General features: G+C 53.7%; 13 protein-coding genes and 3 pseudogenes. 6 read left to right on the top strand and 10 right to left on the bottom strand.

Going from position 1 to position 17,126, the window contains the following annotated elements:
* Positions 1 to 161: 161 nt before the first annotated feature.
* On the top strand, positions 162 to 2,930 hold the full coding sequence (locus DY250_RS01240) for a J domain-containing protein (protein WP_115610558.1): 2,769 nt from the start codon (positions 162 to 164) through the stop codon (positions 2,928 to 2,930).
* Positions 2,931 to 3,070: 140 nt separating this feature from the next.
* Positions 3,071 to 5,131 carry an ATP-dependent DNA helicase RecG gene (recG, locus tag DY250_RS01235; protein ID WP_115610557.1) on the top strand — a complete coding sequence of 687 codons (2,061 nt, stop codon included), beginning with the start codon at positions 3,071 to 3,073 and terminating at the stop codon, positions 5,129 to 5,131.
* A 353-nt stretch (positions 5,132 to 5,484) separates the two neighbouring features.
* On the opposite strand, the gene DY250_RS01230 is transcribed toward recG, so the two are convergent.
* The gene (locus DY250_RS01230; RefSeq protein ID WP_115610556.1) at positions 5,485 to 8,142 is read right to left on the bottom strand and encodes a restriction endonuclease; all 2,658 of its coding nucleotides are present in this window, start codon (positions 8,140 to 8,142) and stop codon (positions 5,485 to 5,487) included.
* A 10-nt stretch (positions 8,143 to 8,152) separates the two neighbouring features.
* Positions 8,153 to 9,886 (bottom strand): site-specific DNA-methyltransferase, encoded by a 1,734-nt coding sequence (locus tag DY250_RS01225; RefSeq protein ID WP_245950987.1) that lies wholly within the window; start codon positions 9,884 to 9,886, stop codon positions 8,153 to 8,155.
* Between the two features lie 66 nt (positions 9,887 to 9,952).
* On the opposite strand from DY250_RS01225, the gene DY250_RS01220 reads away from it, so the two are divergent.
* Positions 9,953 to 10,606, top strand: coding sequence for a hypothetical protein (locus DY250_RS01220; protein ID WP_245950986.1), 654 nt, complete (start codon positions 9,953 to 9,955; stop codon positions 10,604 to 10,606).
* Between the two features lie 256 nt (positions 10,607 to 10,862).
* Here the strand turns inward: DY250_RS01220 and DY250_RS01215 are convergent, their stop codons facing one another.
* The gene (locus DY250_RS01215) at positions 10,863 to 11,909 is read right to left on the bottom strand and encodes a DmpA family aminopeptidase (protein ID WP_115610554.1); all 1,047 of its coding nucleotides are present in this window, start codon (positions 11,907 to 11,909) and stop codon (positions 10,863 to 10,865) included.
* A 130-nt stretch (positions 11,910 to 12,039) separates the two neighbouring features.
* On the opposite strand from DY250_RS01215, the pseudogene DY250_RS01210 reads away from it, so the two are divergent.
* A pseudogene (locus DY250_RS01210) lies at positions 12,040 to 12,456 on the top strand (IS5 family transposase); the annotation flags it as partial.
* 9 nt (positions 12,457 to 12,465) lie between these two features.
* On the opposite strand, the pseudogene DY250_RS01205 reads toward DY250_RS01210, so the two are convergent.
* Both DY250_RS01205 and DY250_RS01200 read right to left on the bottom strand, forming a co-directional pair.
* A pseudogene (locus tag DY250_RS01205) lies at positions 12,466 to 12,810 on the bottom strand (transposase); the annotation flags it as partial.
* A gap of 38 nt (positions 12,811 to 12,848) precedes the next feature.
* Positions 12,849 to 13,199 carry an IS630 transposase-related protein gene (locus DY250_RS01200; RefSeq protein WP_115610552.1) on the bottom strand — a complete coding sequence of 117 codons (351 nt, stop codon included), beginning with the start codon at positions 13,197 to 13,199 and terminating at the stop codon, positions 12,849 to 12,851.
* Positions 13,200 to 13,234: 35 nt separating this feature from the next.
* Here DY250_RS01200 and DY250_RS01195 point away from each other — a divergent pair.
* Both DY250_RS01195 and DY250_RS01185 read left to right on the top strand, forming a co-directional pair.
* Positions 13,235 to 13,615, top strand: a pseudogene (locus DY250_RS01195) (transposase); the annotation flags it as partial.
* A 234-nt stretch (positions 13,616 to 13,849) separates the two neighbouring features.
* Positions 13,850 to 14,110 carry a transposase gene (locus DY250_RS01185; RefSeq protein ID WP_172542126.1) on the top strand — a complete coding sequence of 87 codons (261 nt, stop codon included), beginning with the start codon at positions 13,850 to 13,852 and terminating at the stop codon, positions 14,108 to 14,110.
* 126 nt (positions 14,111 to 14,236) lie between these two features.
* Here the strand turns inward: DY250_RS01185 and rplQ are convergent, their stop codons facing one another.
* Genes rplQ through rpsM form a run of 5 tightly spaced genes read right to left on the bottom strand, consistent with a single transcriptional unit; the run spans position 14,237 to position 17,079 of the window.
* Positions 14,237 to 14,617 (bottom strand): 50S ribosomal protein L17, encoded by a 381-nt coding sequence (gene rplQ, locus DY250_RS01180; RefSeq protein ID WP_083826174.1) that lies wholly within the window; start codon positions 14,615 to 14,617, stop codon positions 14,237 to 14,239.
* Between the two features lie 29 nt (positions 14,618 to 14,646).
* Positions 14,647 to 15,606, bottom strand: a complete 960-nt coding sequence (locus DY250_RS01175) for a DNA-directed RNA polymerase subunit alpha (RefSeq protein ID WP_115610548.1) — start codon at positions 15,604 to 15,606, stop codon at positions 14,647 to 14,649.
* Positions 15,607 to 15,660: 54 nt separating this feature from the next.
* Entirely contained in the window at positions 15,661 to 16,281 is a 621-nt protein-coding gene (gene rpsD, locus DY250_RS01170; RefSeq protein WP_115610547.1) for a 30S ribosomal protein S4, read from the bottom strand.
* 23 nt (positions 16,282 to 16,304) lie between these two features.
* Positions 16,305 to 16,706, bottom strand: a complete 402-nt coding sequence (gene rpsK, locus DY250_RS01165) for a 30S ribosomal protein S11 (RefSeq protein ID WP_006984560.1) — start codon at positions 16,704 to 16,706, stop codon at positions 16,305 to 16,307.
* A gap of 16 nt (positions 16,707 to 16,722) precedes the next feature.
* Complete coding sequence (gene rpsM, locus DY250_RS01160) at positions 16,723 to 17,079, bottom strand: 30S ribosomal protein S13 (protein ID WP_006984561.1); 357 nt, start codon at positions 17,077 to 17,079, stop codon at positions 16,723 to 16,725.
* Positions 17,080 to 17,126: the final 47 nt, after the last annotated feature.

Raw genomic sequence — 17,126 nt, 5'->3', positions numbered from 1 at the left:
CGTTGCAGGCAACGTCTCTACGAACCCCGGTATTTACGCCGCTTGGCGGGCCCAGTAATGACACCGCTTGGTGGGCCCGGTAACCACGCCGTTTGGCGACAGGATGGGATACGCGGCAGGGTGGGATAAGATGGCACCCCTGTTCACTACTGACCCCCGCTATGAATTGCTGGCAAACCCTTGGCATCGCGCCAACCGGCGACGAAACCGCCATCAAGACCGCCTACGCGGCACTCATCCGCCAACACCGTCCTGACCGCGATCCGGCAGGCTTCCGCCGCGTCCGCGCCGCTTACGAAGAAGCCCTGCGCCTGCGCCACCACTACGAAAACCGCCGCGACGAACCCCGCCGCCCCACGGGCTGGACGCCGGGCAAGCCGCCTGTTAGCGCCGATGGCAGTCGTGATAACAGCGTCAGCCCGTATGAACCCAGCCAACCCTACCCGCTCGCTGAACCCGCCGCGCACGACTACCGCGACACCCCGCCCGCTGCCCCGGAACAACCCTACCCGCTCGCTGAACCTGCCGCCCACGACTATCAGGACGGCAGCACCCAGCCCACCTTCACCCCCCTCGAAGCCACCGTCCTCTTGCGGCAACTGCAACAGGCATGGCAGGGGCAGGACGACGCGCAACTGCTCGCTATCCTGCAAAGCCAGGTCACCCACCCCGCCCTCGATAACATCGATTTCCGCCTCGACTACATTACCGGGTTGCTCACCCATCTTGATGACGATACCTATCCACGCAGCAACCTTTGGGTACAGCAAAACTATGAGCTGTACGACCCCGACTACTACCTGCTCAATGAGTACATCGCTGCCTACTGCCGCCAATGGGAAGAAGCCATAAACGACAGCGAACTCTGCCGCACCCTGCAACAACAAGCGGCAGACCCCGTACTGACGGCAATCGCCGTGCGAGACGTTTGGCTTGCCGCGCTGGTTGACTATCTCACTAACAGCCTCGCCCGTCCGCGCAGCTACTACTGGGCGAGGACCCGGTACCCATCGGCCTTTCCCGACACCATTCCGCCCACCTACCGCGACTACCCCAGCGAACGCATTGCCACCTTTACCCGCGCCCTCTTGCAGACGGCAGACGACGCGGCACTAACCGCCCTGCTCGAAAACCAGGCTGCCGACCCCATCCTCGCCTACCCGCCGGCGCGCAGCCAATACCTGACCCAACTCGCCGAACAGCGCCCCGACTGGTACGACCGCCCCGCCGCAAACCGCTGGCTGGATGAACACTACACCCTGCCGCATATCGATCCTGCGGTGCGCCAGTCCGCCCTGCTCGCCCGCCTGCACCAAGAATGGCAGGGGCAGAATGACGACCGGCTGCTCGCCATCCTGCAAGCACAAGCGACCCTCCCCAGCCTCGAACACATCGACCTGCGCAGCGACTACACCGCCGCCCTGCAAGCCCACCTCATGCAGCAGCACCTGCCGCACAGCACCCTGTGGGCAGATGCGCATTACCAGCTTGGCCGCCACGACCCTGCCTGGCAGCAGCAGCGGCAACTCGCTTACATCGCCGCCGGTGACCGCAGCGCCTTCGCCGCCGCTCTCACGAATACCTACCCCGACCTTGCCGCCTGGCTGAGGAAAAACCCGCTGCGCCGCTACGCATCACTGTGGCGCGACTGGGCGGCAACGCGCATCCATCCCGCCTATCAGGATTACCAACGCCTGCGTTCTTCCCTCTGGCCCGCTATTGCTGCCAGCCCCCTCAGCTACGCGCCGCCACGCGACTATCGCAAACTCTGGATAGGTATCGGCATCGTCGCCGCCGTCGTCTTCGCTGTCGTCTTTACCCTCACCAACAACGAAGCCCCAGCGACCACAAGCCGAAGTGATTTCTCATATTCATCGCCTTCGCTCCATGGCTCGCCCCTGGCCTTCATCCTCCTCCTGCACTTCTTCGACAGATTTGGCGAGTTCGGCCTGCGCCGCATCGATCCCGACCACATCCTCAACCGTATCTGTCCGCCACTGCGCACCCTGCACGACCACTACCGTCCCTGCTCACGTCTGCTGCGCAGGCTGGCAACCGATATTGCCATCATCCTGACCCTCTGCCTCATCACCGCCCGATACCCGCATACCCTCCATGCCACCCTAACCCTCGGTGTCCTGTGGCTGATTGGCCGCGCCGCGCAAACCTTGTGGCAATGCAAACGCGCCATCACCGCCGGTTGGCATCCGCCACAAGCGGCAATCTACAACCTGCTTGCTTGGCTCTACCCCGTGGGTCTCCTCTGGTGCCTGACCAGTCCCTACTGGCTACCTGCCAACACATTCAGTCCAGGCGAACAAACCTTCACCCTGATCTTCACCACCATACTGGGTATTGCCTGTGCCATCACCCACTGGCCACGCATCCCGCCACAAGAAGACGCACTGCGCCGCGCCCTGTTCGATAACGGCTGCCTTGCCATCCTCGTCAGCCTCACATTCCTCATTGCCTACCGCGAACCGGCCAGCGACCTCATCGCCCTCCTGATCTGCCCGCTAACCGCGCTAAGCACGGTTTACTGCTACCGCCCGTTACCCCTCGGCGCACGCGCAACCCGCATCATCAGCCACCTGCTCGGCATCCTCCTCATCGCCCCGCTCTATCTGGCCGGCAGCCTCACCCTCATACTGCTCGCCCTGCCCAACAGCCTGCTGGAACACCCCCTCATCAGAATCGCCGTTGTGGGGCTGCCCCTTGCTGCTGCCGCTTGCAAACACCCACAAATCCCGCCTGCCGCGCTGATGGTTCCCCTCTACTACCTCACCCGCGCCCTGCTCTACCTATTCACCGCGCAGGCGGCCATGCTCATCGCCGTGGCGCTCGTGGGCATCACCGGCAGCGCCCTGCCCGCCGCCGCCTTCCTCGCCCTCGTCGTCCTGCACATCCTGGCGGCATGGAAAGCCGCATAAGCGGCAAGCGCAAACATGCCACAATATTCAGCCCATCCCCCCCTTCACCATTCCATGCCCATCCACAGCCTCGCCGATCGCCTCGCCGCCCAGGCGCGCCACGAAACGCTGCACTACCTGCCCTTCTGGGGCCACACCCCATGACCGACCTCGCCCTCACCCTGCCCGCCGCGCTCGACATCAGCGAAAAAACCGCCGAACTCTTCGCCCGCGCCGGCATCACCACCCTGCGCGAACTCATCCTGCACCTGCCGCTGCGTTACGAAGACCGCTCGCACCTCACCCCCATTGCCGCCCTGCGCGACGGCGTGACCGTGCAAATCTGCGGCGAAATCATCCACGCCGACCTCATCCAGCGCCAGCGGCGCATCCTCACCGTCACCGTACGCGACGAAGCGGGCGACATGTGCAAACTGCTCTACTTCAACTACTACCCCAGCCAGCAAAAAGCCTTCGTCCCCGGGCGGCGCGGCCTCTACTACGGCAAAGCCTGCTGGACGCCGCGCGGCTACCAGATCCACCATCCGGAAATCACCTGGCTCGAAGCCGGACAAATCCCGCAACTCGCCGAACACCTCTACCCCGTCTATCCCACCGTCAAAGGCCTCGGCCAGGCGCGCTGGCAGGGCGTCATCAAAAAAGCGCTCGACCTCATCCTGCCCACCCTGCCTGAAGCCGACCCGCTCACCGCCGCCGGCTACCTCCCGCTGCCCGCCGCGCTCACCGCCCTGCACCGCCCGCCGGACAACAGCAGCCCGGACGCCCTGCTTGAGCGCAGCCACCCCGCGCGCCGCCGCCTCATCCTCGAAGAACTCTGCGCACACCAACTCGCCATCCAGAACGCCCGTGCCCGCGTACGCAGCCAGCGCGCCCTCGCCCTGCCCGCCGACGCCCCGCTCCTGCGCGACTTCCGCGCCGCCCTGCCCTACACCCTCACCCGCGCACAAGAACGTGTCTGCGCCGAAATCGCTGCCGATCTCGCGCAAGCGACACCGATGATGCGCCTCGTGCAGGGCGACGTCGGCTCCGGCAAAACCATCGTCGCCCTCGCCGCCTGCCTGCAGGCCATCGCCGCCGGCAGCCAGGCCGTATTGATGGTGCCGACCGAACTGCTCGCCGAACAGCATGCCGCCAACCTCCGCCGCCTGCTCGCCGGATTCCCCGTCACCCTCACCACACTCACCAGCAAAATGGCGGGCGCAGAAAAACGCGCCGCCATCGCCGCCATCGCCGACGGCAGCGCCCAGCTCATCATCGGCACCCACGCCGTCTTCCAAGAACACGTTGCCTACGCCCGCCTCGCCCTCGTCGTCATCGACGAACAGCACCGCTTCGGCGTGCACCAGCGCCTGCAACTGCAAGAAAAAACCGCCGACTACGCCGCGCATCAGCTCGTCCTCACCGCCACCCCCATCCCGCGCACCCTCGCCATGAGCCTCTACGGCGAACTCGACCTGTCCATCATCGACACCCTGCCCGCCGGCCGCCGCCCCATCCAGACCAATGTCGTCGCGAACCACAAACGCGACACCGTCATCGCCCGCGTCGGTGCCAACTGCCGCGACGGGCGGCAAGCCTACTGGGTTTGCCCGCTCATCGAAGAATCCGACGCCCTCGAATGCGAAAACGCCGCCGCAACCGCCGAACAACTGCAAACCCTGCTACCCGACATCCGGGTCGCCCTCATCCACGGCAAAATGGCGAACGACGAGCGCCAGGCGGCAATGGCGGCCTTCGTCGCGGGCGAAGCACAACTCCTCGTCGCCACTACCGTCATCGAAGTCGGCGTGGACGTGGCGAATGCCACCCTGATGATCATCGAAAACGCCGAACGCTTCGGCCTCGCGCAACTGCACCAACTGCGCGGCCGGGTCGGACGCGGCAGCGAACAATCCTACTGCCTGCTCATGTACCAGCCACCGCTGGGCGACACCGCACAACGCCGCCTGCGCATCATGCGCGAAACCACCGACGGCTTCCGCATCGCCGAAGAAGACCTCGCCATACGCGGCGCGGGCGAACTGCTCGGCACACGACAAACCGGCGAAGCCATGTTCCGCGTCGCCAAACTGCCGCTGGACGCCGACCTTTTGGGTGAAACCGAACGCCTCACCCGCGATTTCCGCGCCCACCACCCGGACTGGTGCCAGACCCTGCTTGACCGCTGGACGGCCGCCCGCGAACGCTATCTGAATGCCTGAGCCTGATACGACCCAAACCGTAGGGCGGGCTTCAGCCCGCCGCAAACATGCCTTCATCTGCGAGAAGCCAGCATTTGCGCCGCTTGGCGGCCCCAGCATTGACGCCGCTTGGCGCGAACCTAGGCCGGAATATCGTGTAAAAAAACCTTCCCCGCTTGCGGGGGAAGGTGCCCGAAGGGTGGAAAGGGGGATTAAAAACCCGGCAACCACGCTGCTCGGAGACCTCCAAACCGTAGGGCGGGCTTCAGCCCGCCACAAATATCCCTCCACCTGCGAGAAACCAGCATTTTCGCCGCTTGGCGGACCCAGTATCTACGCCGCTTGGCGAGCCCCCTTCCCATGCCTGGACTGCGCTACTGGCCATTCAACTCCTCCACCTTGCCGACCGCCTTATATTCGATGTCATCCAGGGAATTAAAGAAAACCCGCGCACAACGAATCTTCATCCGCTCTTCTTCGCGCAATTTATCCATATCAATGCCATCACCCTGGCCGGTATTCTTGGTTTCAGCAATAAAATAAGCCTTTTCCTTTTGCCGCATCACAACAGCCCAATCCGGATTATAGTTGCCCAGCGGGGTGGGGATTTTGAACCAGTGCGGCAATTTGCAATAAAAAATAACACCGCCTTCTTTTCCGGCGTCATAATTCTCGCAATCTGCCGCAAACCGTTTCTCCGTATACGAATCCAGCGGAATATAGTTTTCGCAAATGGTTTTTTGCGGATTGCTGATGGTGAATGTGTGTTCATTGGCATAAAACTCGATACCGTTTCTTTCCATCTCGGTCAGTAGGGATTGCGCATATACCGCATCCGTCCGTTCATATTTGATGCCCTGCACCATCAGTTTTTGCAGGCTGCGGTTTACCGCTGCGGCGGCCGAATCAACAAAGCGCTGCGGGTTGGTGACGGCATCGTGCAAACGTCCCGATTGTGTGAGGATGGCAAACAAGGTGCGCCGTGTCAGCCCCGTTTTCCTTTGCATTTCGGCCAATATATCGGGAATATCCCAGACAAATGTCATATTGCTACTGCCGCTGAAACTTTCTTTGAGGGTCAGATTGTATAGTGGCGCTTCATCCCGCGCATCGTATTCGACCGTTTCCATGGCAAGCGATGCCTTGTGATAGCGGATTTTCGGCGGCTGTATGGCGGACAGATTCATGACCGCTGCCGCTGCCTGCTTGATTAATTCCTCCGTATCGAATTGCACACGGTAGCGCGTCTGGTATTTGATTTTGTCCCAAACCGCCTGAAATTCCGGATCCAGCGGGAAATCCTTGCGAAAAAACTGCTTTTTCTTTTTACTGCCGTCTTTAATATTGGCAGCGGCAAATTTCACGCCGCACTCGTCTTCATATTCTTTTTGCAGATTGGCGGCAAACGACTCATAGCTTTCATTCGGAATCACGGTCAATATATTGGTTTTTTCGTCATATACACGGCCGCCGTCCTGATTGACCGCCAGGCGCAAACCGCGCCCGATTTCCTGCCGCTTTTTCAGCGGCGAGCGGGTTTCATTGAGCGTGCAGATTTGGAAAACATTGGGGTTGTCCCAGCCCTCTTTCAACGCGGAATGCGAGAAGATAAAGCGTAGCGGGCTGGCGAAGGAAAGCAGGGTTTCCTTGTCACGCATAATCAGGTGGTAGGTGTCGTTGTCCGCCTGCGTCGTGCCGTCGGTGTTTTTCAGACGGCCTTTCCTGTCTTGCGAGAAATAGCCGTTATGCACGCCGTCGGGACTTTGGCCCTTGGTTTCTTCGCGGTAGATTTCCTCAAACCATCGGGCGAATTTGCCCGCCATACCGCCTTCCGCACGGTAGTTTTCCACGCGGTCGATGAAGAACAGCGACAATACCTTGATACCCTGCGGATTCAGGCGTTTTTCCTTCGCCAAATGTTCTTTCACCGTTGCACGGATCTGGCTTTTCATGATTTCGTCGTACACCGCATCATCGCTGCCGCGCGTAATGATTTTTCCGCTGGAAAATGCCAGTGCCTGATTGTCGAAATCCATGCCGTCAATAATAAAACCGTGGCGGTAGGCTTCATTACCGCCGGATTTGGCAAACACATCGTCATTCTTTTTGACAGATATTTTCTTCTTTTTAGTTTCTTTCTTGTCGCGGAAATGGATATTTATATCGGCTTTCAGGCTGCTTTTTGCCGCCTGTTTCACTTCCAGCAATTCCACGAACGCGCCATTCACATCGTTTTCCGTCAATACCGATAACACTTCAATCTGCTTCACCAGCTTTAAGTTGTAGGCTTGCACCGGATTCAAGCTGTACACCTTGTGATACGGTTTTTTATGTGTGGCCGAATAGCGCAGGGTAAAGAGCGGATTGAGCGATGCCAACGCATTCAGGCGGCCTGCTGTTTCCATATTCTGCGGCTCGTCAATAACAACAATCGGGCGCACTTCCTGAATAAACTTGATTGGCGCATCGCCGCTTTCGTTGACCTGATTGATCACATTCAATTCCTTTTCAAACGACTGGATATTGAGGACCAGAATCTCGATATGACTGTTCACGGCAAAAGCACGCAAATCCGACAGCCGCCCGCTTTTATATTCCGCATAATGGGCAATGGGTTTGTCGAACAATTCATTGAAGTGCGCCTTCGTACTGCGCAAAGTCTGCAACACACCCTCGCGTATCGCCACGCTTGGCACGACAATCACAAACTTCTTCCAACCGTAGCGGCGGTTTAATTCGTAAATCGTGCGCAGATAGACATAGGTTTTGCCCGTGCCCGTTTCCATTTCTAGCGAGAAATTGAGCCCGTGCGCACCGATGTCCGTTTCAGGCTGCCCGTTTCGCCGCTGCACCGCATTCAGGTTTTTACTGACCGTTTCCTCATCCAAAACCAGCGTGTTGCCGACAAAACGCCCCGCTTCCCCGCCCGACAGGCTGAATGCCTCGTCAGGGTTCGGCTGTCCGGTAAACAGATTGACGATGGCGTTCACCGCATCAAGCTGGTAGGGCAGTTCTTCAAATTGCAGTTCCATGATTTCCTCCCTACACGCACTCGAACACCACGCCCGCATCCTTCATTTGCAACACGGTGTTGCTTTTCAAGGCATCGTTGCCGTCGAACAGCCTGTCCAAAGCCACCACCTTGGCAGGAGTTTTCGCCAGCACGGCATCTATCAATTCTTGATTTACGCGTTCCAATAGAAACAGACACAGCCTGCCTGTATCCTCGTCTTCCACTTGGTACACGCTGTCCGAATGCAAAACCTTGCAGGTCAACTTCAAACCCAGACGCAGCATCAATTCATAAAGCAGGTTTTCAGACGATGTATCAGGCAGAACGGCATCAATATTCAGCGACAATTCGCGCTGCAGGCTTGCAGCATCGGCGCGTTCGGGCTGCCGCCATTGCCTGAAACCGCTTTCGGCAAGTTTGAAAACTTTAAAGCCCGTATCTATTTCCGATCCGTCTTGAAGGCTGTCTGAAATCTGCCTGCCTGCGCGGCGGATACGTTCTTTAGCGATTTCGGCGATGGTACTTGGTTTATTGATTTTATACAGAAAATCAATAGCCGTTTGAATTGTACGTCTTGCTTCGGATGTTGTTGCTTGTTTTAATGATATTTCTAAATCTTCTGGAAGTTGAATACAAATAAAATGGCGAGAACTTATAGTTGCTGTTTCTGTATTTAGTTCCATAATTGCTTGTGCAGTTGTACCACTACCAGAGAAAAAATCCATAACAATTTCATTGTCATTTAAAGATGAAATTTTCATCAAAATTTTGATGAGTGGTGTTGGTTTTGGATAACTGAAGCACGTTTGATTATCAAAAAGTAATTTTGTTTGTTTTGTACCAAAAGCTGTATTTTTAGCATCAGTTTCATCCAAAATTTCCTCTAATTCTTCCGCAATTTCGCTTTGCAACCATGCGGCATAAAGCTGTGTGCGAAATTCGCCTTCTAATGGTTGATAAATTTTCTCATATGCTTCCCACTCTCCATCATCACGTTTTTGAAATTCAATATCTTTATTTGATAAACATGTTTTCATTCTTTTTTCATTCCATCGCCATCGTCCATCAGAACTATCAGGAAGTTTTGGTGTAATTTCAATTCCATCATATGTCTTAATCGGATAAAAAAGATTTGGTCTATCTTGGCGTGTTGCACCACTTCCCCATTTTCTTGCTAATTGTGTTTTATAAAATCTATTTTTTTCAGCATCAAACTTGGGAAATTTCTCATCAGATTTGATTTTCCTACCAACCGTAAACTGTTCTTTATTTTTTGCATACATCAAAATATATTCATGGTTTTGTAATAAATTCTTGTCATCTGCACCGCCACCGCGTCCCTTCCATGGCAACTCAGCAACAAAATTTTCCGCCCCAAACACCTCATCACACAGCAGTTTCAACTGCGCCTGTTCGTTGTCGTCTATCGAGATAAAAATTACGCCGTCTTCGCGCAGCAAGGTTTTCGCCAGATGCAGGCGCGGCAGCATCATGGAGAGCCAGTTGCTGTGGTAATGCCCGTTATCTTTGCCGTTTTTGCGCCATGCGCCCTGGAACACGCCGTCGCGTTTCAGGTAGCCCGTGTCGTCGGTATCACCGACGCGGCGGGCGTATTCTTCGCGGCTTTCGGAAAATTTGTCGGGATAGATGAAGGAATCATTGCCGGTGTTGTAGGGCGGGTCGATATAAATCATTTTTACGCTGCCGGCATAGGCTTTTTGCAGGATTTTCAAGGCTTCGAGATTTTCGGCCTCGATAAACACGTTTTGCGTACTGTCGAAATCTACCGATTCTTCCCGACAAGGGGCCAAGGTATTGGAAGTGGGGCTTTGCAAGTTGAGATAGGCGGCAGTTTTACCCGCCCAATTGAGCTGATAGCGTTCGCCCGCGTCAGCAAGATTGTCCGCACCGAGGACGAGTTTGAGTTTTTCAAAGTCGATTTTCTCTTCGCAGAAGACTTCGGGGAAGAGGGACTTAAACTGTATTACATTGTTTTTGATGTAATTATTTTCATCTTCGTGTATAATTTCGGTTCGGTTCGGTTCGGTTCGGTTCGGTTCGGTTCGGTTCGGTTCGGTTCGGTTCGGTTCGGTTCGGTTCGGTTCGGTTCGGTTCGGTTCGGTTCGGTTCGGTTCGGTTCGGTTCGGTTCGGTTCGGTTCGGTTCGGTTCGGTTCGGTTCGGTTCGGTTCGGTTCGGTTCGGTTCGGTTCGGTTCGGTTCGGTTCGGTTCGGTTCGGTTCGGTTCGGTTCGGTTCGGTTCGGTTCGGTTCGGTTCGGTTCGGTTCGGTTCGGTTCGGTTCGGTTCGGTTCGGTTCGGTTCGGTTCGGTTCGGTTCGGTTCGGTTCGGTTCGGTTCGGTTCGGTTCGGTTCGGTTCGGTTCGGTTCGGTTCGGTTCGGTTCGGTTCGGGTTCGGTTCGGTTCGGTTCGGTTCGGTTCGGTTCGGTTCGGTTCGGTTCGGTTCGGTTGCCATAGTTTTACCCTGATTTTCAGTTGGTTGGAGTGTCCGCAGGCTGCCCAGGAACAGGGCGGCCTGTTTTTTTATGTTAGACGCGTCCTCGGCGCCGGTCATGTGTTTTTTCACGTGCCGAGGGCGTCCACGACGGAGAAGCCCTGTTGTCGCAAGCGGGGCGGTTGGCGGAAATGACCACGTCAGACGAGTAATCATGTGAGGCTGATCGGTGATTGTGCACGTTTACCAGTCCACCGTTTTCCCCGTTCGCTACAGCCGTGGCAACGCGTCTATGCCGACGCGAGCTGGTCCAACAGTGCCGCCAAAGCCGTACGCTGATGCCCGCGAAAGCCACGGACACTCTCCGCACTGAGCAGGGCATCACGCACGGCATACTCGGTACCATCGGCAGCAGCGCGGAAGAAATCATCTAGTGCGCTTTCAGGGTCGAGACGCTTCCCGCTGCGGTCGGTACTGCACGCAAGAACAATATCACCCGAACCATGTCCCCAATGGCTGCCCATGCGTCCCAATCCTGCGCCTGCCCGCTTGGCGAGACGGGTCAGCTGGCGGGCATCCAGCGGGGCATCCGTCACCATTACGATGATGATGGAACCGCATTCAGCGGGTGCAGGCGCGGCATCAAGAGCCTGCTGCAATACATCGCCACAGGGAATACCGTCCAAGCGAATATCCGGCAAGCGGCCAAAATTGGCCAGTACCAGCAGTCCAAGCATGCACGCGCCAATGCGGCGCGATGCCGTGCCGATACCACCTTTTAGGCCAAAACAGCTCATGCCGCGTCCCGCACCGACCGCGCCACGGGCAAAATCAGACTGTGCAGTGGCGAGCACTTCCACCGCCATCGCTTCGCTAACAGTAAGACGCTGAATATCGTTGAGATAACCGTCGTTGCATTCGAGAACAACGGGATTGACCGTTGACGTCTCGCGGCCGATATCGGGGTTCTCCGCGACAGCGTGGCGTACCAAAGCGGTATAGCAGGTACCAACGCTGAGCGTATTGGTCAAGAGGAGCGGAGTTTCAAGCGTCCCAAGTTCACTAATCTGGATGAGCCCCGTACTTTTGCCGAAACCGTTCAGGACAGCGACACCACAGGGTAGTGGATCAGTGAAAAGATTGCCGTCGGCGGGGATAATGGCGGTCACACCACTCTGACAATCAGCATCCGCCAAGGTGTAATGGCCGACACGCACACCAGGCACATCGGTCAAGCGATCGTATGCGCCGCTAGGCAGAATACTCGGCGGCAAAGCGCGGTGGAGACGCCAATAATCCAGCAATAATTGCAGACGAACATGGTGATAGGCATTCATGGGAATTCTCCGTGTTATGGATTGTTCCTAGCTTACACCGTTTATCCCGCGTGGACAGCATGAGGTAGGTTTCTCACCGTCCCCCGTAAGAACGTGTTCATAGTCTCCATCTCTGCTGTAAACTATCGGCATGGACAGAAAAGCCTACCCAAGCGATATCAGTCGCACACAATTTGCCCCCCTTCTCCCTCTTTTGGAAAGTGCCCGTAAACGCACAGCACCGCGCAAAGTGGACTTATACGATGTCTTTTGCGCCATCCTCTATCTGCAGCGTACCGGCTGTCCCTGGCGTGCCTTACCGGGCGATTTCCCCAAATGGCGCACCGTTCATTCCTACTTCCAGAGATGGAGCGAGCCCCGCGAAAACGGTATCAGCATCCTTGAGGAAGCGTTAAAAAAATCAGGTGGTTGCGGAGCGCCGCAAGCAGGGACGTAATGAAGCAACCACTTTCCTGATCATTGATGCGCAGAGTGTGAAGAACACGGATACGGCTATGGAAAAGGCTACGATGCGGGCAAGAAAGTGAGCGGTATCAAGCGGCATATAGTCGAATCGCTAATAAAGAGTAACGAGAGTAAAGAACCAAAACAGCAGGGCATTCACATCAGCCAACCGCCATTGTTTCCTCAACCGTTTGATCCATGCCCATGTCTTCTCTATCGGGTTGAAATCCGGGCTATAGGGCGGAAGCCACAGCACCGCATGTCCCTCAGCCTGTAACGCATCCGGCGTGTCCTGCCGTTTGTGGAAGGAGGCGTTGTCCATCACGATCACGCTGCAGGCGGGCAGTTCCGGCAGCAGTATTTCTGTCGCCCATGTATGAAAAACATCGCTGTCTATGCTGCAATCAAAGGCAGCGAAAGCAAATGGCACGGTGCCACACAGGGCGCCTATAACGTTGGTTTGTGCCTTGCTCCATCCGGATACGCCTGCGCATTTTACTTCGAGGAATTCACGGCGTTTTTCTTCGTCTGCCTTGCGGTGGCGGAAGTCTTTTTTTTAACGGTGAAGCGATAGCGTTTGAGCGCCTTGCAGATGCCGTTTTGCGAGCAGCCCAGACGTGCAGCCCTTTCCCATTGATAGTCATCAGGGTGCTCGGCCACGTCTTGCCGGATGACTTCTTCTGTGAGAAGGCGGGGCGTAGAACGGCGGCTGCCTTTGGGCTCTGGCTGTTTCTTCCAGGTAGCAAGGGTGTTGGGGCTGATGCGGTGTCCGGCTGCCACTTCGCGATAGGTGCTATCTTCAAGTTCTGCAAGGATTTTTTTACGGATATGGGTTGGATAGGTCATAATTTTGATGGTTACTGTTTTTTTTGCTATTTAACTATATAGCGGTTGACACGCAGGGTTTGCCGCATGCCCTTGCGGTGACGACGGCGGATGTTACGGATAGAAAAGGCTGCCTACTAGCCTTGGAACGTGACAGGGATAATCTTGGTGCGGTACAAAGAGTCCTTGCTGATGGTGGTTACACAGGTAAGGCATTTACTTCGTCGGCACAGGAATTGATGGGTGCGGAGGTAGAGATTGCCAAACGAAACGAATTGCACCGTTTTGCGGTATTGCCGAAGCGATGGGTAGTAGAGCGCAGTTTTTCCTGGTTGGAAAAGAACAGACGGCTTTGGAAAAACTGCGAGCATAAGTTGAGTACCGGTCTGCAAATGGTAGTTTTGGCTTTCTTGGGAGTCCTGCTACGAAGGCTATGAACACGTTCTGAGGAAATCAGCGGCGAGGCGGATATGGAATATGCCATGATTGATGGCAGCATCGTCAAAGTTCACCGCCACGGTCAGGGGGCAAAAGGGGGACCCTGGTCAGGCTATAGGTAAATCCAAAGGCGGCATGACCACCAAAATACCAGCTTTGGTGGATGCCTTGGGCAATCTGGTGGGATTCCGCCTGCTACCCGGGCAACATCATGACATTTGCGGGGTGGACCTTTGATTAAAGACAGGGAATTTGGGGCATTGCTGGCGGATAAGGCGTTTGATGCGGATTGGCGGGTTAAGGATTTGACAGAGCGCGGCAATAAAGTGGTTATTCCGCCGCGCAGTAACCGTAAGACGGCGCGTGAGTATGATAAGGAGATGTATAAGTGGCGGCATCCGGTTGAAAATTTCTTCTGTAAATTGAAAGAGTTCAAGAAGGTTACCATACGGGCGGAGAAGACGGTACACCTTTCTCCGCCAATATTTATCTAATTGCTACCGTTATCGCCTTGCAATAATGTCAACAGATCCTAGCTCAATAATACACATAGAATTACGTGCCTACAAACAGTAACATTTGTAGGTGCCATATTGACCGAAAATTATAAACGAATTCTCTTACGACTCTTCTACCATCGCCGGGCGATCAACAAATTCAACGTAAGCCATCGGCGCTTGGTCACCTGCACGATAACCACATTTTAAGATACGCACATAGCCACCTGGACGCTCCTTATAGCGCGGTACAATTTCTGAAAATAGTTTCTGTACGGCCTTGCGATCACATAGGCGCGAAAATGCAATTCGACGACCCACCACATCATTATGCTTTTTTGCATGAGTAATAATAGGTTCGATAACAGCACGCAGATCTTTTGCCTTAGGCAAAGTTGTTTTAATCAGTTCATGTTCAATTAGCGAAACAGACATGTTTTTAAACATCGCTTTACGATGCGCACTTGTACGATTAAATTTACGACCAGACAATTTATGTCTCATAAAAAACTCCCAATAATAAATGGAACGGATTAGTGATTCTCACTACCAGACCAGTTATCCAAATCCATGCCAAGTTCTAAGCCATGTGAAGCTAGAACCTCTTTAATCTCATTCAGCGATTTCTTCCCCAGATTTGGCGTCTTCAAAAGTTCAACTTCCGTTCTACGAACCAAATCACCAATATTATTAATATTTTCTGCTTTAAGACAGTTAGCACTACGTACGGTCAGCTCTAAGTCATCAACCGGCCGCAGCAATACTGGATCAACCTGGGCCTCTTCTACTGCCTCTGCTTCAATTTCTGTTGACTCTAAATTGACAAAAATAGCTATCTGTTTATGAAGAATAGTCGCTGCTTGTCGAATTGCCTGTTCCGGATCAATTGTTCCGTTTGACTCAATATCAATAACCAGCTTATCCAAATCAGTGTGTTGCTCAACACGAGCAGCCTCCACACGATAGGCTATGCGCTTAATAGGGCTAAAAGAGGCATCAATACGCAAAGCATTAGGCGTAGCATTATTCTCTTGAACTGCGACCTGATAACCTCGTCCTTTCTCTACAACGACCGTCATATTGAAAGCAATATCTTGGGTTAGATGGGCGATTATATGTTCTGGATTACAAATTTCAATACTAGCAGGAGCCTTAAATTGTCCTGCTTTAACTATACCTGCTTTACTAACTGACAAACGCATTTCTGCACGTTCGCCTTCATGTAAAATCAGGGCTAGTCCTTTCAAATTTAACAAAACATCAATAACATCTTCGCTAACACCCTCAATAGCCGAGTACTCGTGCAGAACGCCATCAATCTCACATTCAGTAACAGCAGCGCCTTCAATGGAAGACAGTAGAACGCGACGCAACGCTGTTCCCAACGTATAGCCAAAACCACGTTCTAGTGGCTCCAGCGTAACCCGTGACATATTCAATCCAATTTCTTGAATTCTAACAATACGCGGAGTCAACAATTCTGATAAAGCCATATCAAACGCCTATAAAAACAAAATAAAGAGACAGAAAATAACAAAAAAATCGCTTCACTTAGAATATAGCTCTACAACCAGCGATTCATTAATATCCGAAGACAAATCAATACGCTCAGGCACACGCTTAAATAGACCTGACATTTTTGCTGTATCCACCTCAATCCAATCAACAAATCCACGCTGTGACGCGACTTCTAAAGAACTTTGAATGCGTAATTGCTTACGGCTTTTCTCACACACCGCTACAATATCTTCCGCATTAACTTGATAAGAGGCTATGGTCACGCGCTTACCATTAACTTCAATAGCTCCGTGTGAGACCAATTGACGCGATTCAGCACGCGTAGCACCGTACCCCATACGGTATACGACATTATCCAAACGCTGTTCCAAAAATTGCAGTAAGTCCTCCCCCGTAGATCCTTTTCTCTGAGATGCTTTTTTATAATAATTACGAAATTGACGTTCCAGCACCCCGTAAATACGCTTCAGTTTCTGTTTTTCACGCAACTGATTTCCATAATCAGACAACCGTCCACGACGAACACCATGCTGACCCGGTGCAGAGCCCATATTACATTTGGATTCAGTAGGACGAATCCCAGATTTCAATTCAAGATCAACACCTTCTCTACGAGCCAGGCGACACTTGGGTCCGATATATCTAGCCATTAATTAAATACTCCGTGCAAAAATTAAACGCGACGCTTCTTAGGAGGACGGCAACCATTATGCGGAATGGGTGTTACGTCTGTAATGCTATGAATATTAAAACCAACTGTATTTAATGCGCGTACAGCAGACTCACGCCCTGGACCAGGGCCTTTAATATTCACATCAAGATTCTGAACACCATATTCTTTAGCAGCATTACCTGCTCGCTCAGCAGCGACTTGCGCCGCAAACGGAGTACTCTTTCTTGAACCGCGGAAACCAGAACCACCAGCAGTTGCCCAAGAAAGCGTGTTACCCTGTCCATCAGTAATGGTCACGATAGTATTATTAAAAGAAGCGTGGACATGCGCAACAGCGTCCACGACAACGCGCTTTGCTTTTTTTCTTACATTTTTTTGTTTACTAGTAGTAGCTTTAGCCATAGGTTTTCTCTACATTTTATCGTTTAATTGGACGACGAGGACCTTTTCTAGTCCTTGCATTCGTTTTGGTACGCTGACCACGTACAGGAAGACTACGGCGATGACGTAATCCCCGATAACAACCCAAATCCATTAAACGTTTTATACTCATGGAAACTTGGCGACGCAAATCACCTTCCACCTGATATTCAGCGACTGCCGCGCGCAGAGCATCTACCTCTGCATCAGATAAATCGCGAATTTTTTTTGATGGTTCAACCTTTGCAGCTGCACAGATATCTCGTGCGCGTGACAAGCCGATACCATAAATTGCTGTCAATGCAATAACAGCGTGTTTCTGTGTTGGTACATTAATTCCAGCTATACGAGCCATTCAAAACTCCCAAAAAACCTAAATTATCAACATAACCTATGTAATAA

Source organism: Cardiobacterium valvarum, from assembly GCF_900460955.1.
GTDB classification, from domain to species: domain Bacteria; phylum Pseudomonadota; class Gammaproteobacteria; order Cardiobacteriales; family Cardiobacteriaceae; genus Cardiobacterium; species Cardiobacterium valvarum.
Note: the sequence above shows the minus strand (reverse complement) of the source record. Positions and strands in the feature narration are given on the sequence as shown.